Source organism: Martinezella lusitana (genome assembly GCF_016901135.1).
GTDB lineage: Bacteria > Pseudomonadota > Alphaproteobacteria > Rhizobiales > Rhizobiaceae > Rhizobium > Rhizobium lusitanum_D.
Map to the genome: position 1 here is coordinate 312,800 of NZ_JAFEVL010000075.1, position 17,625 is coordinate 330,424.

At 61.1% G+C, this 17,625-nt stretch carries 18 protein-coding genes; 2 read left to right on the plus strand and 16 right to left on the minus strand.

Annotation, left to right across the window (positions count from 1 at the left end):
* Nucleotides 1–362: 362 nt before the first annotated feature.
* Both JTP94_RS33240 and JTP94_RS33245 read left to right on the plus strand, forming a co-directional pair.
* Nucleotides 363–1,553, plus strand: coding sequence for an efflux RND transporter periplasmic adaptor subunit (locus JTP94_RS33240; protein WP_204854603.1), 1,191 nt, complete (start codon nucleotides 363–365; stop codon nucleotides 1,551–1,553).
* 14 nt (nucleotides 1,554–1,567) lie between these two features.
* The gene (locus JTP94_RS33245) at nucleotides 1,568–4,891 is read left to right on the plus strand and encodes an efflux RND transporter permease subunit (protein ID WP_204854604.1); all 3,324 of its coding nucleotides are present in this window, start codon (nucleotides 1,568–1,570) and stop codon (nucleotides 4,889–4,891) included.
* 41 nt (nucleotides 4,892–4,932) lie between these two features.
* On the opposite strand, the gene ureG is transcribed toward JTP94_RS33245, so the two are convergent.
* The 16 genes from ureG to urtB all read right to left on the minus strand — a co-directional run bounded on the left by ureG (nucleotide 4,933) and on the right by urtB (nucleotide 17,619).
* Nucleotides 4,933–5,544: an urease accessory protein UreG gene (gene ureG, locus JTP94_RS33250; RefSeq protein ID WP_037195171.1), complete on the minus strand. Its 612-nt coding sequence runs from the start codon at nucleotides 5,542–5,544 to the stop codon at nucleotides 4,933–4,935.
* A 106-nt stretch (nucleotides 5,545–5,650) separates the two neighbouring features.
* Nucleotides 5,651–6,337: an urease accessory protein UreF gene (locus tag JTP94_RS33255; protein ID WP_204854605.1), complete on the minus strand. Its 687-nt coding sequence runs from the start codon at nucleotides 6,335–6,337 to the stop codon at nucleotides 5,651–5,653.
* 6 nt (nucleotides 6,338–6,343) lie between these two features.
* On the minus strand, nucleotides 6,344–6,841 hold the full coding sequence (ureE, locus tag JTP94_RS33260; RefSeq protein ID WP_204854606.1) for an urease accessory protein UreE: 498 nt from the start codon (nucleotides 6,839–6,841) through the stop codon (nucleotides 6,344–6,346).
* Between the two features lie 80 nt (nucleotides 6,842–6,921).
* The gene (locus JTP94_RS33265) at nucleotides 6,922–7,782 is read right to left on the minus strand and encodes a GGDEF domain-containing protein (protein ID WP_204854607.1); all 861 of its coding nucleotides are present in this window, start codon (nucleotides 7,780–7,782) and stop codon (nucleotides 6,922–6,924) included.
* A gap of 272 nt (nucleotides 7,783–8,054) precedes the next feature.
* Nucleotides 8,055–9,767 carry an urease subunit alpha gene (gene ureC, locus JTP94_RS33270; protein ID WP_034503831.1) on the minus strand — a complete coding sequence of 571 codons (1,713 nt, stop codon included), beginning with the start codon at nucleotides 9,765–9,767 and terminating at the stop codon, nucleotides 8,055–8,057.
* 3 nt (nucleotides 9,768–9,770) lie between these two features.
* Nucleotides 9,771–10,394 (minus strand): Urease operon accessory protein, encoded by a 624-nt coding sequence (locus JTP94_RS33275; RefSeq protein ID WP_204854870.1) that lies wholly within the window; start codon nucleotides 10,392–10,394, stop codon nucleotides 9,771–9,773.
* A 17-nt stretch (nucleotides 10,395–10,411) separates the two neighbouring features.
* The gene (locus JTP94_RS33280) at nucleotides 10,412–10,849 is read right to left on the minus strand and encodes a lysozyme inhibitor LprI family protein (RefSeq protein ID WP_204854608.1); all 438 of its coding nucleotides are present in this window, start codon (nucleotides 10,847–10,849) and stop codon (nucleotides 10,412–10,414) included.
* Nucleotides 10,850–10,867: 18 nt separating this feature from the next.
* Nucleotides 10,868–11,173 carry an urease subunit beta gene (locus JTP94_RS33285; protein WP_007689919.1) on the minus strand — a complete coding sequence of 102 codons (306 nt, stop codon included), beginning with the start codon at nucleotides 11,171–11,173 and terminating at the stop codon, nucleotides 10,868–10,870.
* Between the two features lie 11 nt (nucleotides 11,174–11,184).
* Complete coding sequence (locus tag JTP94_RS33290; RefSeq protein ID WP_204854609.1) at nucleotides 11,185–11,439, minus strand: DUF1272 domain-containing protein; 255 nt, start codon at nucleotides 11,437–11,439, stop codon at nucleotides 11,185–11,187.
* Nucleotides 11,440–11,446: 7 nt separating this feature from the next.
* Nucleotides 11,447–11,749 (minus strand): urease subunit gamma, encoded by a 303-nt coding sequence (locus JTP94_RS33295; protein WP_034503828.1) that lies wholly within the window; start codon nucleotides 11,747–11,749, stop codon nucleotides 11,447–11,449.
* A 31-nt stretch (nucleotides 11,750–11,780) separates the two neighbouring features.
* The gene (locus JTP94_RS33300) at nucleotides 11,781–12,602 is read right to left on the minus strand and encodes an urease accessory protein UreD (RefSeq protein ID WP_204854610.1); all 822 of its coding nucleotides are present in this window, start codon (nucleotides 12,600–12,602) and stop codon (nucleotides 11,781–11,783) included.
* A 165-nt stretch (nucleotides 12,603–12,767) separates the two neighbouring features.
* Nucleotides 12,768–13,463, minus strand: a complete 696-nt coding sequence (gene urtE, locus JTP94_RS33305) for an urea ABC transporter ATP-binding subunit UrtE (protein WP_204854611.1) — start codon at nucleotides 13,461–13,463, stop codon at nucleotides 12,768–12,770.
* Between the two features lie 15 nt (nucleotides 13,464–13,478).
* Entirely contained in the window at nucleotides 13,479–13,997 is a 519-nt protein-coding gene (locus JTP94_RS33310; RefSeq protein WP_204854612.1) for a hypothetical protein, read from the minus strand.
* Between the two features lie 80 nt (nucleotides 13,998–14,077).
* Nucleotides 14,078–14,833, minus strand: a complete 756-nt coding sequence (urtD, locus tag JTP94_RS33315) for an urea ABC transporter ATP-binding protein UrtD (protein WP_204854613.1) — start codon at nucleotides 14,831–14,833, stop codon at nucleotides 14,078–14,080.
* A gap of 3 nt (nucleotides 14,834–14,836) precedes the next feature.
* Nucleotides 14,837–15,997 (minus strand): urea ABC transporter permease subunit UrtC, encoded by a 1,161-nt coding sequence (gene urtC, locus JTP94_RS33320; protein WP_204854614.1) that lies wholly within the window; start codon nucleotides 15,995–15,997, stop codon nucleotides 14,837–14,839.
* Nucleotides 15,994–17,619 (minus strand): urea ABC transporter permease subunit UrtB, encoded by a 1,626-nt coding sequence (urtB, locus tag JTP94_RS33325; protein WP_409456648.1) that lies wholly within the window; start codon nucleotides 17,617–17,619, stop codon nucleotides 15,994–15,996. Before urtB ends, urtC begins: the two co-directional genes overlap by 4 nt.
* Nucleotides 17,620–17,625 lie beyond the last annotated feature (6 nt).

Here is a 17,625-nt window from a genome sequence, read left to right on the forward strand (position 1 = left end):
CGCGAGGTTCATGCCTCGCGCGTTTTTTTCATTTTGTAACAGCAGCAACAAAACGCTGGCCTTATCGCTGCATTTGCCCGAAAAGCCCTCAGCCATCAACTATTCGAATGCTGACATCACAATGCCGTGATTGCTTCGCAAAGTTGCGACGGGTAAAATTACCCGCGAAATCATTTTCTCGTGATCTTGCGAGATTTGGAAACCGCTCCCATCTACAGGAGCGAATTTAGGATGAGGGACCTGCAGGCATGACAGACGGATATTGATCCGCCGGAGTAGCCGGCCCGCATGCATTGATCCCCCGTGTTCGCGACGGAAACAGCGAAATCCTTTTACCTAGATGCCGAACTGGAACCTGACGCATGGCCCTCACGCCGTTTAGATTTCTAAGCACGACCGCAATCATGCTTTCCCTACTGGCCGCGCCTGCCGCGTTGGCCGAGGAGCCTGTCGTCACGACCCCGAAGCAGAACCTGCCGGCGATCGTCATTACCTCCGCCACGATGCGCAAGCTGATCGACAGGGTCGTCGCGACTGGCACTGTGAAGGCGGTCGAAGAAGTTTACATCCAGCCGCAGGTGGATGGCCTCTCGATCCGCTCGCTCAATGCCGATGTCGGCGACAAGGTCGAGGCGAACAGCACGCTCGCCACGCTGAACGAAGACGCGCTGATCCTGCAGAAGAGCCAGATGCGGGCCACGCGGGCCAAGGGCGAGGCAAGCCTTGCCCAGTTGCACGCGCAGCTCGCCGAGGCTCACGCCAACGCGGAAGAGGCCGAATTGCAACGCGTCCGCGCCGTCATGATGGGCGCCAAGGGCACGATGTCGACCTCGTCAGTCGAACAGGCAAACGCGTCGGCCGCGGCCAACAAGGCCCGCGTTGGCTCGGCCGAACAGGCAATCGCGGTTGCCGAAGCCGATCTCAAGGTCACCGACAGCCAGATCGCCGACACCGACCTGAAACTTGCCCGTACCGGCATCAAGACCCCGGTCGCAGGCACGGTTGCATCGCGCAACGCCCGCGTCGGTGCCATCGCCAACGGCAGCGGCGATCCGCTCTTCACCATCATCCGCGACAGCCAGCTTGAATTGGTGGTCGACGTTTCCGAAAGCGACATCACCAAGATCGCTATCGGGCAGAAAGCGTTGATTTCGTTGTCCGGCAGCCGCGAAAAGCTTACCGGCACCGTCCGCCTTGTCGCGCCTATCGTCGATTCCGTCACCCGCCTCGGCGCGGTGCACATCACCATCGACGAGGGCGACAAGGCGCGTGCCGGCATGTATGGCAGCGCCGAGATCGTCATCCGGCAGGAAGAGGGTGTCTCCCTGCCGCTGACGGCCGTCAATAGCGACGAAAACGGCTCTTCCGCTCGTAAGGTCGAGAACGGCGTCGTCAAGTTCGTCAATGTCGAGACCGGCATTCAGGACGGAGCCTATGTCGAGATCCTCAAAGGCCTGACGGCCGGCGAAGATGTCGTCGCCAAGGCCGGCGCCTATGTCCGCGACGGCGATCACATCACGCCCGTGCGCGAAGCGCCGCAAGCCTCCAACTGAGCGAGAATGGCAAGATGAACTTCTCCGCCTGGTCCATCCGAAATCCGATCGCCCCGCTCCTCGGCTTTTTCCTGCTGATGGTGGTGGGCGCGCACGCTTTCTTCAATCTACCCATCACGCGCTTCCCGAACATCGACGTGCCTGTTGTCAACGTCACGGTGACGCAGAGCGGCGCCTCGCCCGCCGAGCTCGAAATGCAGGTGACGAAGGAGGTCGAAGACGCCGTTGCCGGCATTAACGGCATCGACGAAATACAATCGACCGTCACCGACGGCCAATCGCAGACCGTCGTGATCTTCCGCCTGGAAGTGCCGACCCAACAGGCCGTTCAGGATACCAAGGACGCTATCGATCGCATCCGCGGCAATCTGCCGTCCACGATCGATGAGCCGATCGTCTCGAAGGTCGATGTCGAAGGCCAGGCGATCCAGAGCTTCGCCGTCTCCTCGCCGAACATGACCCTTGAGGAAATGTCCTGGTTCGTTGACGACGTCGTCAAGCGCGCGCTGCAGGGTCAGGCAGGCATCGGCCGCGTCGATCGCTACGGCGGCGCCGACCGTGAGGTGCGCATCGAGCTCGATCCGAACAAGCTGAATGCCTATGGCATCACGGCGCTTTCGGTCAGCCAGCAGTTGCGCAGCACCAACATCGACCTGGGTTCCGGCCGCGGCCAGGTTGCGGGCAGCGAACAGGCGATCCGCGTGCTTGGCGACGCCCGCGAGGTCGCGCAGCTCGTCGACACCACGATCGCGCTGACTAACGGCCGCTTCGTCAAGCTCTCCGCTCTCGGCGTCATCAAGGATACCTATCAGGAGCCGAAGTCGTTCTCGCGGTTCAATAGCGCTCCTGTCGTCACCTTCGGCGTGTTCCGCGCCAAGGGCGCCAGCGAAGTGACGGTCGCCAAGACGGTTGGCGATACCCTCGACAAGGTACGCGCCGAAAATCCGAACGTCTCGATCGAGATGATCGACGACTCCGTCTACTACACCTACGGCAACTACGAAGCGGCGATGCATACGCTGCTCGAAGGTGCGCTCCTCGCGGTTATCGTGGTCTTCCTCTTCCTGCGGAATTGGCGCGCGACGCTGATATCAGCGGTTGCGCTGCCGCTTTCCGCGATCCCGACATTCTGGGTCATGAACCAGATCGGCTTCTCGCTGAACCTCGTCAGCTTCCTGGCGCTCACGCTGGCAACCGGCATTCTCGTGGATGACGCCATCGTCGAGATCGAGAACATCGCCCGCCACATCAAGATGGGCAAGACGCCGTACCGCGCCGCCATCGATGCCGCCGACGAAATCGGCCTGGCTGTCATCGCGACGACCTTCACCATCATCGCGGTCTTCGTGCCGGTCTCCTTCATGCCGGGCATTCCGGGCCAGTACTTCATTCAGTTCGGCCTCACGGTCGCCTTCTCGGTGTTCTTCTCGCTGCTTGTGGCGCGCCTGATCACACCGATGATGGCCGCCTATCTCATGCGCCCCGAAGATGCCGTCGACGATCACCAAGACAATGACGGCCGCTTCATGCGCGGCTACAGCGCACTGGTGCGGCTGACGACCAAGCGATGGTATACGCGTTATCCGACGCTGCTGGCGGCCTTCGCCTTTTCCATCGCCTCGGTGTTTGCGCTGATCATGTTCGTCCCCGGCAGCTTCATTCCGCCTGATGATTCGTCGCGTATTGTTCTGTCAGCCGAACTGCCGCCGAATGCGCGGCTCGAGGATACGGAACAGGCGACCAACGAGATCTACCGGCGCGTCAAGGGCATCGACGGCGTCGAAAGCGTCTTCGTTCTAGGCGGCGCGTCGCCCAAGGGCGATCTGGAGCTGCGCCGCGCGACCGTGACGCTGACGCTAGGCAAGCTCGACCAGTCGCTCGTCAAGAAGCTGGTAAACGACGTCCTCGGCTCGCTGACCGTAATCGGCCCTCACCTGCCGAAGGTCACCGTGCATGGCCGCGTGCGCCCGCAATGGGATGTGGAAAAGGAAGTCTTCGCGAAGTTGCGTTCGATCCCGGACGTCCGCATCACCAAGCTCAACGACCGTGGCGACCGCGACCTCACCTACAACTTCCTCTCCCGCAACGAGAAGGATCTGAACCAGGCGGTCGGCATTCTCGAAGCCAAGCTGCGAACCGATCCGGCGCTCGCCAATGTCAGCGCCGACGGCGCCCTGCCGCGCCCTGAATTGCAGATCTATCCGCGCAAGGACGAAGCCGCACGCCTCGGCATCACGCCGCAGATGATTTCCGATACGGTTCGTGTGGCCACCATCGGCGATATCGACGCTTCGCTCGCGAAGATCTCGCTCGACGATCGCCAGATACCGATCCGCGTCCAGGCTGCACTCGGCATGCGTCGCGATCTGGCGGCGATCCGTGCCTTGCGCATCAAGACCGCCTCGGGCACGACCGTGCCGATGTCGAGTGTCGCCGACATCGACTATTCCGAGGGTCTGTCTTCGATCAAGCGCAACAACCGCTACCGCGTCGTTTCCATCGGCGCTGACCTGCCGCAGGGCGTGGCGCTGGATACGGCATCGAGCCACTTCATCGATATCGTCAACAGTGCCAAGATCCCGGCTACCGTACATCTGGCCGAAAGCGGCGACACCAAGGTCCAGAAGGAAATGCAGCAGAGCTTCGGCAACGCCATGCTGCTCGGCCTTCTGCTGGTTCTGACCGTGCTGGTGTTGCTGTTCAAGGACGTCATCCAGCCCTTCACCATTCTGCTGTCGCTGCCGCTCGCGATCGGCGGCGTGGCGCTGGCGTTGATCATGACGGGCAACGCGCTGTCCATGCCGGTCATGATCGGTATTCTGATGCTGATGGGGATCGTGACCAAGAACGCCATCCTGCTGGTCGATTTCGCCATCGAGATGATGCATCACGGCATGCCGAGGCTGGAAGCGGTCATCGAAGCCGGCCGCAAGCGTGCGCGTCCGATCATCATGACCTCGATCGCCATGTCGGCCGGCATGTTGCCGTCCGCACTCGGTGTCGGCGAAGGCGGCTCCTTCCGCGCGCCGATGGCGATTGCCGTGATCGGCGGCATCATCGTGTCGACCGTCCTCAGCCTGGTGGTCGTGCCGTCCTTCTTCCTGATCATGGACGACCTCTCGCGCCTGCTCGGCTGGCTCTTCGGTCGCCTCGTCGGCAAGAAAGACGCCAATGATGAAGTCCTGACCAAGGAAGGCCTGGCGGCGGCCGTCGACGAAAACCGCAAGTCGCTGGCCACGTTGGAAGAGCGCCTGGACGACATGGAGAACAAGGATGTCAGGGGTCGCAAGGCGACCGGTACGAATGTGCTGAAGCTGCCGCCATTCGCGGCCGAATAGCGGTCGGCAGACCTAGCGAAACCGATAAGTGACGGGGCGGCCTAGAGGCCGCCCTGTTCCTTCAGGAAGCTGACGATCGTACCGACGCCCTCGCCTCGCTTCATGTCTGAGAACACGAAGGGGCGAGCCTGGCGCATGCGGGTGGCATCGCGATCCATCACCTCGAGATCGACCTCGACGAAGGGCGCCAGATCCTTTTTGTTGATCACGAGCAGATCCGATTTGGTGATGCCCGGGCCACCCTTGCGGGGAATTTCCTCACCCTGGCACACCGAAATCACATAGATGGTGATATCGGCGAGATCGGGCGAAAAGGTCGCGGCCAGATTGTCGCCGCCGGATTCGATGAAGACGACGTCGAGATCAGGAAGCCGCTCGTTGAGGCCGGCAATGGCCTGCAGGTTGATCGTCGCATCCTCGCGAATGGCGGTATGCGGGCAGCCGCCGGTTTCGACGCCGACGATGCGATCCGACGTCAGCGCCTGCATCCGCACCAGCGCCTCCGCATCTTCAGTCGTATAGATGTCGTTGGTGACGACGGCGACGGAATAGTCGTCGCGCATCGCCTTGCACAGCTTTTCCGTCAGCGCCGTCTTGCCCGAACCGACGGGGCCGCCGATGCCGACACGCAAAGGTCCATTTCTCGATTTCATGCTGGAAACTCCGATAAAATAGCAGCATAGCGAAGCGTCGGCCTGCCGCACAGCGGCGAATGACGTAGGGCGTGCCTCGATTGTAGCATTTCCCCAAAGGCGCGGATCATGAGCGAAAGAGCCGCGTCCCCTGGGTTTCATGACGCAGGCTCGCAATATCGGCCTGCACGGTTGCAGCGCCGAGATCGTCGAGATTAGATTGCGCTGCCCGCCTCGCCACTTCGGCGATGATATCCTCCAAGGCCGCCAGGATCGCAACCCCATCCTTCTGCCCGGTCACGCCGAGCCGGATGCCGGCCGACAGCATCTGCGACGCCAGGGCATGCAGGAAGGCGGCAAGCGTCTTGTCGACGGATACCTCATGCGCGCCGGCAACGGCGCCGACGGCGATTGGATAGGCAGTCTTTGCCGGCAGCATCGAAAAGATCCTGTGTGGCCAGGCGGCGGCGGCCGACAGAAAGGCTTCGCCAAGCAGCATCGTTTCATTGTGGCGCTCTTTCGAGCCCGCCAGCGCTTCTGCAAGCTCCGCTACCGCGGCGAGCCGCAGCGCATCCTCGCCGGCATGATGTGCCTCGGCAAGCAGGACGGCATCGTTCCAGACAGGGCCATGCTGGATGAGGGTCACGATCCAATCCCGCAGGCTCTTGCTATCGTGAACCAGCCCGTCATGCACCGCACGCTCGAGCCCGCCGGAATAGGCAAAGGACCCCACCGGAAAAGCCGGCGACAACCAGGCCATCAGCCGCAACAGCGCCTGTAGATTGCGATCGTCCGCTGCCAGCCCTTCGCTCATCGGCGTTCAATCGTGCGAATGGTGATCGTGCCCATGATCGTGATGATCGGCATGGCCATGCGAATGGCCGCCATGGGAGTGGTAGGCGCCACGAGCGGGCTGGAAAGGCTCGCTGACCTCGGTAACCGTCGCGCCGAGCCCTTCGAGCATGGAGCGGATCACGTGATCGCGCAGAATGAGGATGCGTTCCTCCTCGATCTGCGCCGGGAGATGGCGATTGCCGAGATGCCAGGCGAGCTGGATCAGATGCCTGCGATCGCGCGGCCTGATTTCGAAAAGCTTTTCGTCCGCCGCGACGATCTCGATCAACTCGCCGTCCTCGCGCACCAAGAGGTCGCCATTGGCAAACAGGACCGGCTCCTTCAGGTCGAGCATGACCATGTCGCCGTTTTCGAGATGTAGCAGCTTGCGGCGCAGATGCCGAAGATCATGCGGCAGGACCACACGATCGATCGGATTGGAGGACGGGGTGCCGGCCGGCAGATAGGAGGTAACATGTTGCATGGCGGGTCCAATTTAAAGCTTTGTCAGACCATGCAAAATAGTCGCTTCCGGCGCAAGCGCCAATGCCGCTTTCGCAAGACCTATATCCGTTGCGCGTAGCGCTGCGGTTCCACATGCTCCGTCGTGGCTTCACGCTCCTGTTCGGTTGCGCAACGATGCCAGACGTGGTTGAGCCGTTCGTATTCATGGATCACGCGGTTACGGCCAAGCGTCTTGGCGAGATAGAGCGCCTTGTCGGCTGCCGCATAGACGGCTTCCGACTTGCGGTCCTTGCCGATATCGGCGATTCCCGCAGAAATGGTGATCTTCACCGAACCACCTTCGACGGCGATGGGATGATCGGCGATCTCAGCCTTGATGTTCTCGATGCGGGCAACGCGTTCGGCCATGTCGCCGCCATGAACGATGGCGCCGAATTCCTCGCCGCCGAGACGGGCGATCACGTCTTCGCCGGCAAAGACATCCGCAAATATCTGCGATACGGCAACGATGACAGCATCGCCGGATGCATGTCCGAAGCGATCGTTGATCGTCTTGAATCGATCGACGTCGAAGATGACAAGTGACGCACCCTCCTCGGCCTGATCCAATGCTTCGGTAAAGGCACGACGATTGAGCAAGCCGGACAGCATGTCGGTGCGGCTCAGCAGCTGGAACTCGGCGCGGGAGACGGCAAGCTTGTGAATGGAACAACCTGCCAGCACCGCCAGCGCGCCGGAAACGGTACCGCCGATGATCCATGCCAACAGGACACCGAGACGCATCGCCTCCGAAATCGGCACTGGCAAGAGATCGAGCCACTGCAGCACGGGCAGCATTACAAGCATGATCATAAGTGACATGATGACGGCTGCAAAACTCATCTTTAGCGCGAAAATATAGATCGCACTCCGCTGCTGAAAATTACCGAGCTCGGCTTGCAGCGAAATCCATTGTCTCATGCGATTCACCTTCCTCAGCCACCATTTCAATCATGTGAAATAGGGGTGAAGACGCTTCCAGGTCTTTAATGTAACGATTAAAATGCGTGGCATTTCCCAAGTTGTGAACAGTCAGAAATGGCCGTCTGGCAAGTCTCTTTCGCAAGTCGAAAGGCGATGCGCAAAGTTGCCGCCACAAGCCTATGATAACGCAGCATTAACTGCGTAGAGCTGAAAAAGCCCCGGAAACCGGGGCTTTTTCAGCTGCCAATGATCGGCCGTCAGAAAACCTGTCAGAACAGGAAATAACGCTGCGCCATCGGCAGCACCGTCGCCGGTTCACATGTCAGAAGCTCGCCATCGGCGCGAACTTCATAGGTCTCGGGATCCACCTCAATATGCGGCGTCAGGCTATTGTGGATCATCGAAGCCTTGGAGATGCCGCCACGCGTGTTCCTGACAGGCAGGAGCGTCTTGGCGATGCCGAGCTTGCCGGCAAGCCCTGCATCGAATGCGGCCTGGGAGACGAACGTCACCGAGGAATTCGTGCGATTCTTGCCATAGGCACCGAACATCGGGCGATAATGCATCGGCTGCGGCGTCGGAATCGAGGCGTTCGGATCGCCCATCGGTGCAGCCGCTATGGAGCCGCCGAGCAGGATCATCTCCGGCTTGACGCCGAAGAAGGCCGGGTTCCAGATCACCAGATCGGCACGCTTGCCGACCTCGATCGATCCCACTTCATGGCTGACGCCATGGGCGATAGCCGGGTTGATCGTATATTTGGCGATGTAGCGCTTCACGCGGAAATTGTCGTTATCGCCGGTCTCCTGGGCCAGGCGGCCGCGCTGGCGCTTCATCTTGTCGGCGGTCTGCCAGGTGCGGATCGCCACTTCGCCGACGCGGCCCATGGCCTGGCTGTCGGATGAAATGATCGAGAAGGCGCCGATATCATGCAGGATATCCTCAGCCGCGATCGTCTCCTTGCGGATGCGGCTTTCGGCAAAAGCGATATCCTCCGGGATCGATGGCGACAGGTGATGGCAGACCATCAGCATGTCGAGATGTTCGGCGATGGTATTAACCGTATAGGGCCGCGTCGGATTGGTCGAAGACGGAATGACGTTCGACTGACCGCAGATCTTGATGATGTCGGGCGCGTGGCCGCCGCCTGCGCCTTCCGTGTGGAAGGCATGGATCGTACGACCCTTGATGGCACCGATCGTATCCTCGACGAAGCCGCTTTCGTTCAACGTATCTGTGTGAATCATCACCTGCACGTCATATTCGTCGGCGACGCTCAGGCAGCAGTCGATCGCCGCCGGCGTGGTGCCCCAGTCCTCATGCAGCTTCAATGAACAGGCGCCGCCGAGCACCATCTCCTCCAGGGCCGCCGGCAGCGAGGCATTGCCCTTGGCCGAAAGGCCGATATTCATCGGAAAGGCGTCGAAGGCCTCGATCATACGCGCCAGATGCCAAGGGCCTGGCGTGCAGGTGGTCGCCAGCGTGCCATGCGCCGGCCCGGTGCCGCCGCCGAGCATGGTGGTGATGCCAGACATCAGCGCTTCCTCGATCTGCTGCGGGCAGATGAAATGGATGTGGCTGTCCATGCCGCCGGCGGTGACGATCTTGCCCTCGCCCGCAATCGCTTCCGTGCCCGGCCCGACGATGATGTTGACACCCGGCTGGGTATCCGGATTGCCGGCCTTGCCGATCGCGACGATGCGGCCGTCCTTCAAGCCGATATCCGCCTTCACGATCCCCCAATTGTCGAGAATCAAAGCATTGGTGATGACGGTGTCGACAGCGCCGTTCGCGCGCGTCACCTGGCTCTGCCCCATGCCGTCGCGAATGACCTTGCCGCCGCCGAACTTCACTTCCTCGCCATAGGTGGTGAAGTCCTTCTCCACCTCGATGAACAGTTCTGTATCGGCCAGCCGCACCTTGTCGCCGACGGTCGGTCCGAACATGCTGGCATAGGCGGCGCGGGAAATCTTGTAGGGCATGAATCAGTCTCCTTGGGAGGCAGAGATAGGGTTCGTATCGGCGAGGCGCTTCAGGCGGCCCAGGGACACATAGCCGTCCACCAGCCGTTTCTCGGCGGCGAAGGGATGGCCGTCCCAGCCCGTATGGCTGAAGCCGGTAATGGCGATGTCGTCGTCGGGGTGGCGCAAGAGCACATCGGCGATCACGATCATGCCGCTGCTCGGCACCACATAGGCGCGGGGCTCATAGGCCGCGAGCGCCGCATCGACACCGTCGTGAACGGACTGGTCGATCACGACATGACGCTTGCCCGTCGCATGGCAGAAGGCGGTGAATTGATCGGTATAATCGTCGCAGAAATCATCGAGTTCCGGATGCGACAGCGCCAGTGGCGCACGCAGGGCAGCGAATTTACTGGGATCGCGCACGCTCCAGATTTCGGACGCTGACGAAACGGCAGGGCTCTTGCGCCATTCGGCCGAGCCGAGCATGGCACGCGCCGGCCGGCCGGTATTGCAGACCGCGACGACATCGGTCCGGCTGCCGCCGGCACCCATGGAGCGGCAATCGTTGAAACGCACGACCAGGTCGGCGGCGTCGATCTCTTTCGCCAACCCTTCCGCAATCTCGCCGTTGCCGACGATCATGATCGTGCGCTTCGCGCTCACTGCGCGCCCTCCGATCCATCCGCCAGCACCTTCAGCTCCTTGGTCCGCTGCTGCGTCAATGTCGCCTTGCAACCGGAAACGAGCAGCGGCTCCATCGTTCCGCCCCGGGCTTCGAAACCTTCCGCCTCGCATTGGCTGTCACGGAAATCGATCCAGGCGCGCTGTGCCTTCACCAATGCCTTTTCCGCGCCCTTGAGATCGGCGTCGAGGTCGGCATCTATCGCGACCATAGCGGTACGGGTCTTCTTGTATTGCTCGTTCAGCGCCTTGTCGGCCCTCTGAAAATCGAGGGCGGCGCAGGTGTTCATATCCGTCTGCGTCTGGGCATTCTTGCAATCGATTTTCGGTTGATCCGCGTCGCTTTGCGCAAGCGCCTGACCGCAGATCAAAACCGCCGCAACAAACGGACCGAATGCAATCAATTTCAAAGACATGTCGCTCCCCCCGCGAGCTTAGAGCTTGCCCATGACCTGCTGGCGGAAGCCGTAGACTTCCCGCTTGCCGGAAAGTGGGATGAGCGTCACCGAGCGCGTTTGGCCAGGCTCGAAACGCACGGCGGTGCCGGCGGGAATATCCAGCCGCATGCCCCTCGCCTTGTCACGATCAAAGGACAGGCCGCCGTTCGTTTCGGCAAAATGATAGTGGCTGCCGACCTGCACCGGCCTGTCGCCGGTATTGGAAACCTCCAGCGTCACTGTGGGTGCACCGACGTTGAGTTCGATATCGCCGCTTGCGGCAATGATTTCGCCTGGGATCATGGTCTCTCTCCTTATGCAGCCCGGACGGGCGCACATCCCTCAGTTTTCAGAACGCGTTTGGTCGACGCAGGGTATTTGGCGAGCAGCGCCGCCGGGCGAATGGGACGCGGGACGAATTCGCCACCGCAATTCGGGCAGATGCCGCCGAGAACATTACCGACGCAATTAACGCAGAACGTGCACTCGAAAGTACAGATCATTGCCGCGCGGCTTTCCGGCGGTAGATCTCTGTCGCAGCATTCGCAATTGGGTCTGAGTTCCAGCATCGCAACCTCACCGGATTGGTTCGTGCACGGTCACCAGCTTGGTTCCGTCCGGAAACGTCGCCTCAACCTGTACGTCATGGATCATCTCAGCAATGCCCTCCATCACCTGATCGCGGGTGATGACGTGGGCGCCGGCCTCCATCAGCTCGGCAACCGGACGGCCATCCCGCGCACCCTCGACCACGAAGTCGGTGATCAGTGCGATGGCCTCGGGGTGATTGAGCTTGACGCCGCGCTCCAATCGCCGCCGCGCCACCATTGCCGCCATGGAAATCAGCAGCTTGTCTTTTTCTCTCGGAGTGAGGTTCATCGCCTACCTATGTAATTGCTGTTTTCTCGGACTACAGGTTCCAGACTTTCGGCACAGGCGCTCCATTGCGCAAGGCGGAAATGATCGGGATCAGGATTTTTCTGAGCGCGAAACCATCGGAGGCCGCAAGCCGCACCACGAGCTTGTCTCTCCAGTGGCTGACGCCTCCCATATGGCTTTCGACGAGCGGCCTGACCTGGTGCAGATAGGTTTCCGCCAGCGGCCCGGCATAAAGCAGTGTCGCAAAGGCGACCTGGCCGCTGAGCACGGCATTCTCGGCCGTCAAAGCCGCGATATCGCCATCAAGCCGCAGTTCCTCGGCATGAATCAGGCGCCCATTGCGGCGGATGCGCCAGCGATCGTGGAACAGCCCTTGCGCCATCGTCTCGCCCATGGCCTTCCGCCCGAGCAGGATCGCCTCGACGGCGAGAAATTCGGCTGTTTCGTCAAGCTCGACATCCAGCTTGCGCGAAAGCGAGGCTCGGTCGAACAGAATGGTTTCCTGCGGTAGCCAATCGACACGCGCGTCGGCACCGACCCTGATCGATGTCTCCACCACGGCGGTATCGGCCGAAGCCTTGTAGATTTTCTCGCAGGCCTGGGTGGTCACGTCGATGCGCGTGCCCAGCCCGGCAACGACGCTCCAATCCATGCGGTCACCGCCGGTAAGACCACCGGCCGTATTGATGATAACCGCTTCCATGGAACTGTCGAAGGTCTCGGGCAGCCGGATCTTCGCCGCCCCTTCCTGGAACAGCTCAGCAAGACGCGTGCGACCGCCAAGCGACTTGGCCGCCAGATGGCCGCGACCCCGCGCCCTCTGCGGTCTTGTGCTCGCCGCTGCCATTGCCATTCCGTCTCTCCGCTCAACACACCATGCCAATGCCTAGGCATTGAAACCCGGCAGGAAATAAAGGCAAGCAATTTCTGTGCCTTATGCAATCGCCTGCAATGGCGATCTGCAATAGGCTGCGTCAGCTGCATTTTTCGCCAGACGCCGAAAAGAAAGGCATTCGCCTCAGACGGTCAGATGTCTACGGGCTTCCGGCGTATCCAGCGACTCCGCCAGGCCCTCATGCACGATCTCGCCGCGATCCATGATGTAGACGTAATCGGCAAGCTCGCGGCAGAAATCGAGATATTGCTCGACCAGCAGGATCGCCATGCCGGTGGAATCCCTGAGATAGCGGATCGCCCGGCCGATATCCTTGATGATCGAGGGCTGAATGCCCTCCGTCGGTTCGTCCAGCACCAATATTTTCGGCCGCGTCACCATGGCCCGCCCGATCGCCAATTGCTGCTGCTGCCCGCCGGAAAGATCGCCGCCCCGTCGCGACAGCATGGATTTCAGCACCGGAAACAGGCTGTAGATGTCATCGGGGATATTGCGGTCGCGGCGAGAGAGCGGCGCATAGCCGGTCTCCAGGTTTTCCTTCACGGTCAACAGAGGAAAGATCTCACGGCCCTGCGGCACATAGCCGATGCCCTGCCTGGCGCGGGTAAAGGGCGCCATGCCGTTCAGCGTCACGCCGTTAAAAGCGACCGTGCCCGCCGATAGCGCATGCTGGCCGGTGACGGCTCGCAACAGCGAACTCTTGCCGACGCCGTTGCGCCCGAGCACACAGGTGATCTTGCCCATCTCGGCCTTGACGGAGATGCCGCGCAGCGCCTGTGCGGCGCCATAATGCAGATTTGCGTTTTCGACTGTCAGCATGAACTCACCACCCTCTCAATTCAACAGGCTACGCCTCAGAGTTTGAAGCGTCTTTGACTGCTCGGCCGTTGGTTCTCCGCCGACAGCTGAAACCTGTTCGGCAATGCCGATCAACTCGCTGCGCTCATCGGTCGTCAGTGCGTTGAACCATAAATCGCGGAAGCGTCGGATCGGATCCTCGATATTGATCACGCCCTTCGCGGCCCAATCGCCGAAGATGATGACCTCGTCCATGTCCTTTGCCGCGATGATACCGCTCATTCGTGAGCGGATCACATTCCTGGCCGCGTCAACAAACATCGGCTTCTCGTTGGCGAGACATGAGAAAAAGGCAACCGCAGCGATCGCCGGATCCTTGATTGATGCAAGGGGAGCGGCTTCGGCGCGCTTGCGGAATTGCCGACGCTTAAAGGCCCCGCGCATCCGCTCAACGCTATCGATGATTTCACTGCCTGCTTCTCGCACCATCTTCAACCGCCAGTACCAAACCGCCGCGCCGACGATGGCCGCGACAAGAACCCCCAAAATAGGCATTGCGTTATCCCCATACTGCTGGAATCGAATATACTTTCGATCATTTTGGCAGCACCGTTATAAACGCGCAAATTGCATTGTCATCGCCCCAGATAATTCTCGATCACCTTCGGATCGCTACTGACGAAATCGATCGAACCTTCGGCCAGCACCGAGCCTTCCGCCAGGCACGTCACCTTGACGCCGAGGTCGCGGATGAAGCCCATATCGTGCTCGACCACCACGACCGAGCGCGTCTTGGCGATCTCCTTCAGCAACACTGCCGTCTCCGCCGTCTCTGCATCCGTCATGCCGGCAACGGGCTCGTCGACCAAGAGCAGCTTCGGCTCCTGGGCGAGCAGCATGCCGATCTCCAGCCACTGTTTCTGCCCATGCGAGAGATTGGCCGCCAGCTCGTCCCGGCGATGCGACAGACGCACCGTCTCGAGGATTTCGTCGATGCGGTCGCGATCGGTCGGCGTCAGGCGATAGAACAGCGTCGCGAAGACGCCGCGATTGCGGTTGAGCGCCAGTTCGAGATTGTCCCAGACGGTATGGCTTTCGAAGACGGTCGGCTTCTGGAATTTCCGGCCGATGCCGAGCTGGGCGATATCGGCCTCGTCCCTCTTGGTGAGGTCGATCTGGCCATTGAAGAACACCTCGCCCTCGTCGGGCCGCGTCTTGCCGGTGATGATATCCATCATCGTGGTCTTGCCGGCGCCGTTCGGGCCGATGATGGCGCGAAGCTCCCCCGGCTCGATGACGATCGACAGCGAATTCAGCGCCTTGAAGCCGTCGAAGGAGACCGAGACGTTGTTGAGATAGAGCATGCTGTTGGGCTTGATATCCGGGATCATGGCTCACTCCGCCGCCTGAATCGTCTTGCTGGCATCATCTTCCTCGGCCTTGGGCTTCGGGCTGACCGGCTTGCGGCCGCTGCCGATATATTGCGCCGCCGTCCCGACGATACCCTTGGGCAGCAACAGCGTCACCGCGACGAACAGGCCGCCGAGCGCGAACAGCCAGAAACTGGGGAACAGGCCGGTGAAAACAGTCTTGCCGCCGTTGACGAGGATGGCGCCGATGATCGGGCCGATCAGCGTTGCCCGGCCGCCGACCGCCGTCCAGATGACCACTTCGATGGAGTTGGCGGGAGCGAATTCGCCAGGGTTGATGATGCCGATCTGCGGCACATAGAGCGCACCGGCAACACCCGCCATCATCGCCGATACGACGAAGACGAAGAGCTTCACATGCTCGACGCGGTAGCCGAGGAAGCGCGTGCGGCTTTCCGCGTCGCGCACGCCGACCAGCACCTTACCGAACTTCGACCGCACGATGGCCGAGGACAGCATCAGCGCCAGCGCCAGGATCAGCGCTGTGATGGCGAAGAGCACGGCGCGCGTGCCATCAGCCTGGATGTTGAAGCCGAGGATATCCTTGAAATCGGTCAGGCCGTTATTGCCGCCGAAGCCCATATCGTTGCGGAAGAAGGCAAGCAGCAGGGCATAGGTCATCGCCTGGGTGATGATCGACAGATAGACGCCATTGACGCGTGAGCGGAAGGCGAACCAGCCGAAGATGAAGGCAAGCAGGCCGGGCGCGACGAGGACCATGATCATCGCGAACCAGAAATGATCGAAGCCGTACCAGAACCATGGCAGCTCCTTCCAGTTCAGGAACACCATGAAGTCAGGCAGAATGGGATTGCCATAGGTGCCGCGCGAGCCGATCTGCCGCATCAGATACATGCCCATCGCATAGCCGCCGAGCGCGAAGAAAGCGCCGTGGCCGAGCGAGAGAATGCCGCAATAGCCCCAGACGAGGTCGAGCGCCAAGGCGAGCAGCGCATAGGTCAGATACTTGCCGAACAGCGACATCAGGTAGGTCGGCACATGCAGCGCGCTGGTCTCCGGCAACAACAGGTTCGACAGCGGCACGAGGAAGGCGACGGCGATCAATATCGCGATGGCGATGCTGATGCGGCGGTCGAGCGAGCGAAGGATGAAGGCCGTAATCATGCTTCCACCGCCCTTCCCTTGAGCGCGAAGAGACCGCGCGGACGTTTCTGGATGAAGAGGATGATGAGGACGAGCACGAGGATCTTGCCGAGCACCGCCCCCGCATAGGGCTCAAGGAATTTGTTGAGGATGCCGAGCGAGAAGGCGCCGACCAGCGTGCCCCAGAGATTGCCGACGCCGCCAAAGACCACGACCATGAAGCTGTCGATGATGTAGCTCTGACCAAGGTTTGGCGAGACGTTGTCGATCTGCGAAAGCGCGACACCCGCCATGCCGGCAATGCCTGACCCAAGAGCAAAGGTGAAGGCATCGACCCAAGGCGTGCGAATGCCCATGGAGGAGGCCATGCGCCTGTTCTGCGTCACCGCCCGCATCTGCAGGCCGAAGGCGGAGCGCTTGAGGAGAAGCAGCAGCGCGACGAAGACGCCGAGCGCGAAGACAATGATCCAGAGACGGTTCCAGGTGACGGAGAGATAGCCGAGATCGAAGGAACCGGACATCCAGGAGGGATTGCCGACTTCCTGATTGGTCGGCCCGAAGATCGAGCGTACCGCCTGCTGCAGGATCAGCGAGATGCCCCAGGTGGCGAGCAGCGTCTCCAGCGGCCGGCCATAGAGAAAGCGGATGACACCGCGCTCGATAACGAGGCCGACGGCACCGGTCACGATGAAGGCAACGGGCAAGGCGATCGCCAGCGACCAGTCGAAGAGTTCCGGATAGGACGTGCGGATGACACTCTGGACCATGAAGGTGGAATAGGCCCCAAGCATCACCATCTCGCCATGCGCCATGTTGATGATGCCCATGACCCCGAAGGTGATGGCGAGGCCGATGGCCGCCAAAAGCAGCACGGAGCCGAGCGATAGGCCGTACCAGACATTCTGCACGGCATCCCAGAACTTCAACTGTTCCTGGATGCCGGCAATGGCGGCTGCGACATCCGGCTTGAGACTGTCGTCGACGGAAACCGAAGAGAGGATGCCGATGGCATCACGGCCGCCCTCGACCTTAATCGTCTCGATCGCAGCCTTCTTGTCTTGCACCGGGCGGTCGGAGCTGAGTACCGCAACAGCTCGCGCCCGTTCAAGGACGGTGCGAATCTCTCCGTCCTTCTCGTTCTGCAGCGCCGTCTCGACGGCCTCCAGCGAGTCCGCGCTCGGCGATTTCAACACCGATTGCGCCGCCTCCAGGCGGACACCGCGATCCGGGCTCATCAGCGTCAAACTGCCGAGAGCCGCACGAACCGCGCGGCGGAGGTTGTTGTTGATCTTGATCTTGCCGAGATTGTCCGTGGCTTCCTGGCCGGCCGCCTGCCCGGTGAGCGGATCCACCAGCGCCATCATGTCACCGGAGGACTTGGCGATGAAGACCTGGTTGTCGGATTTCCTGATATAGAGATCGCCATCGGAGAAGGCCTGCAATGCCGGCACGACCTTGGGGTCGCCGGTCTTTGCAAGGTTCTGGACGATGCCGGCCGCCTGCTGGAAATTGGCCTGGCCGAGCGAGTTGACGAGGCCGTGGGCATCCTCCTGGGCGCGCAAGGCCGTGGCCGTGAACGCCAGCACCAGGCAGAAGCAGGCGACGAGCGCCAAGGCCATGCGGTAGACGAATTTGTCAAACATTGGGCT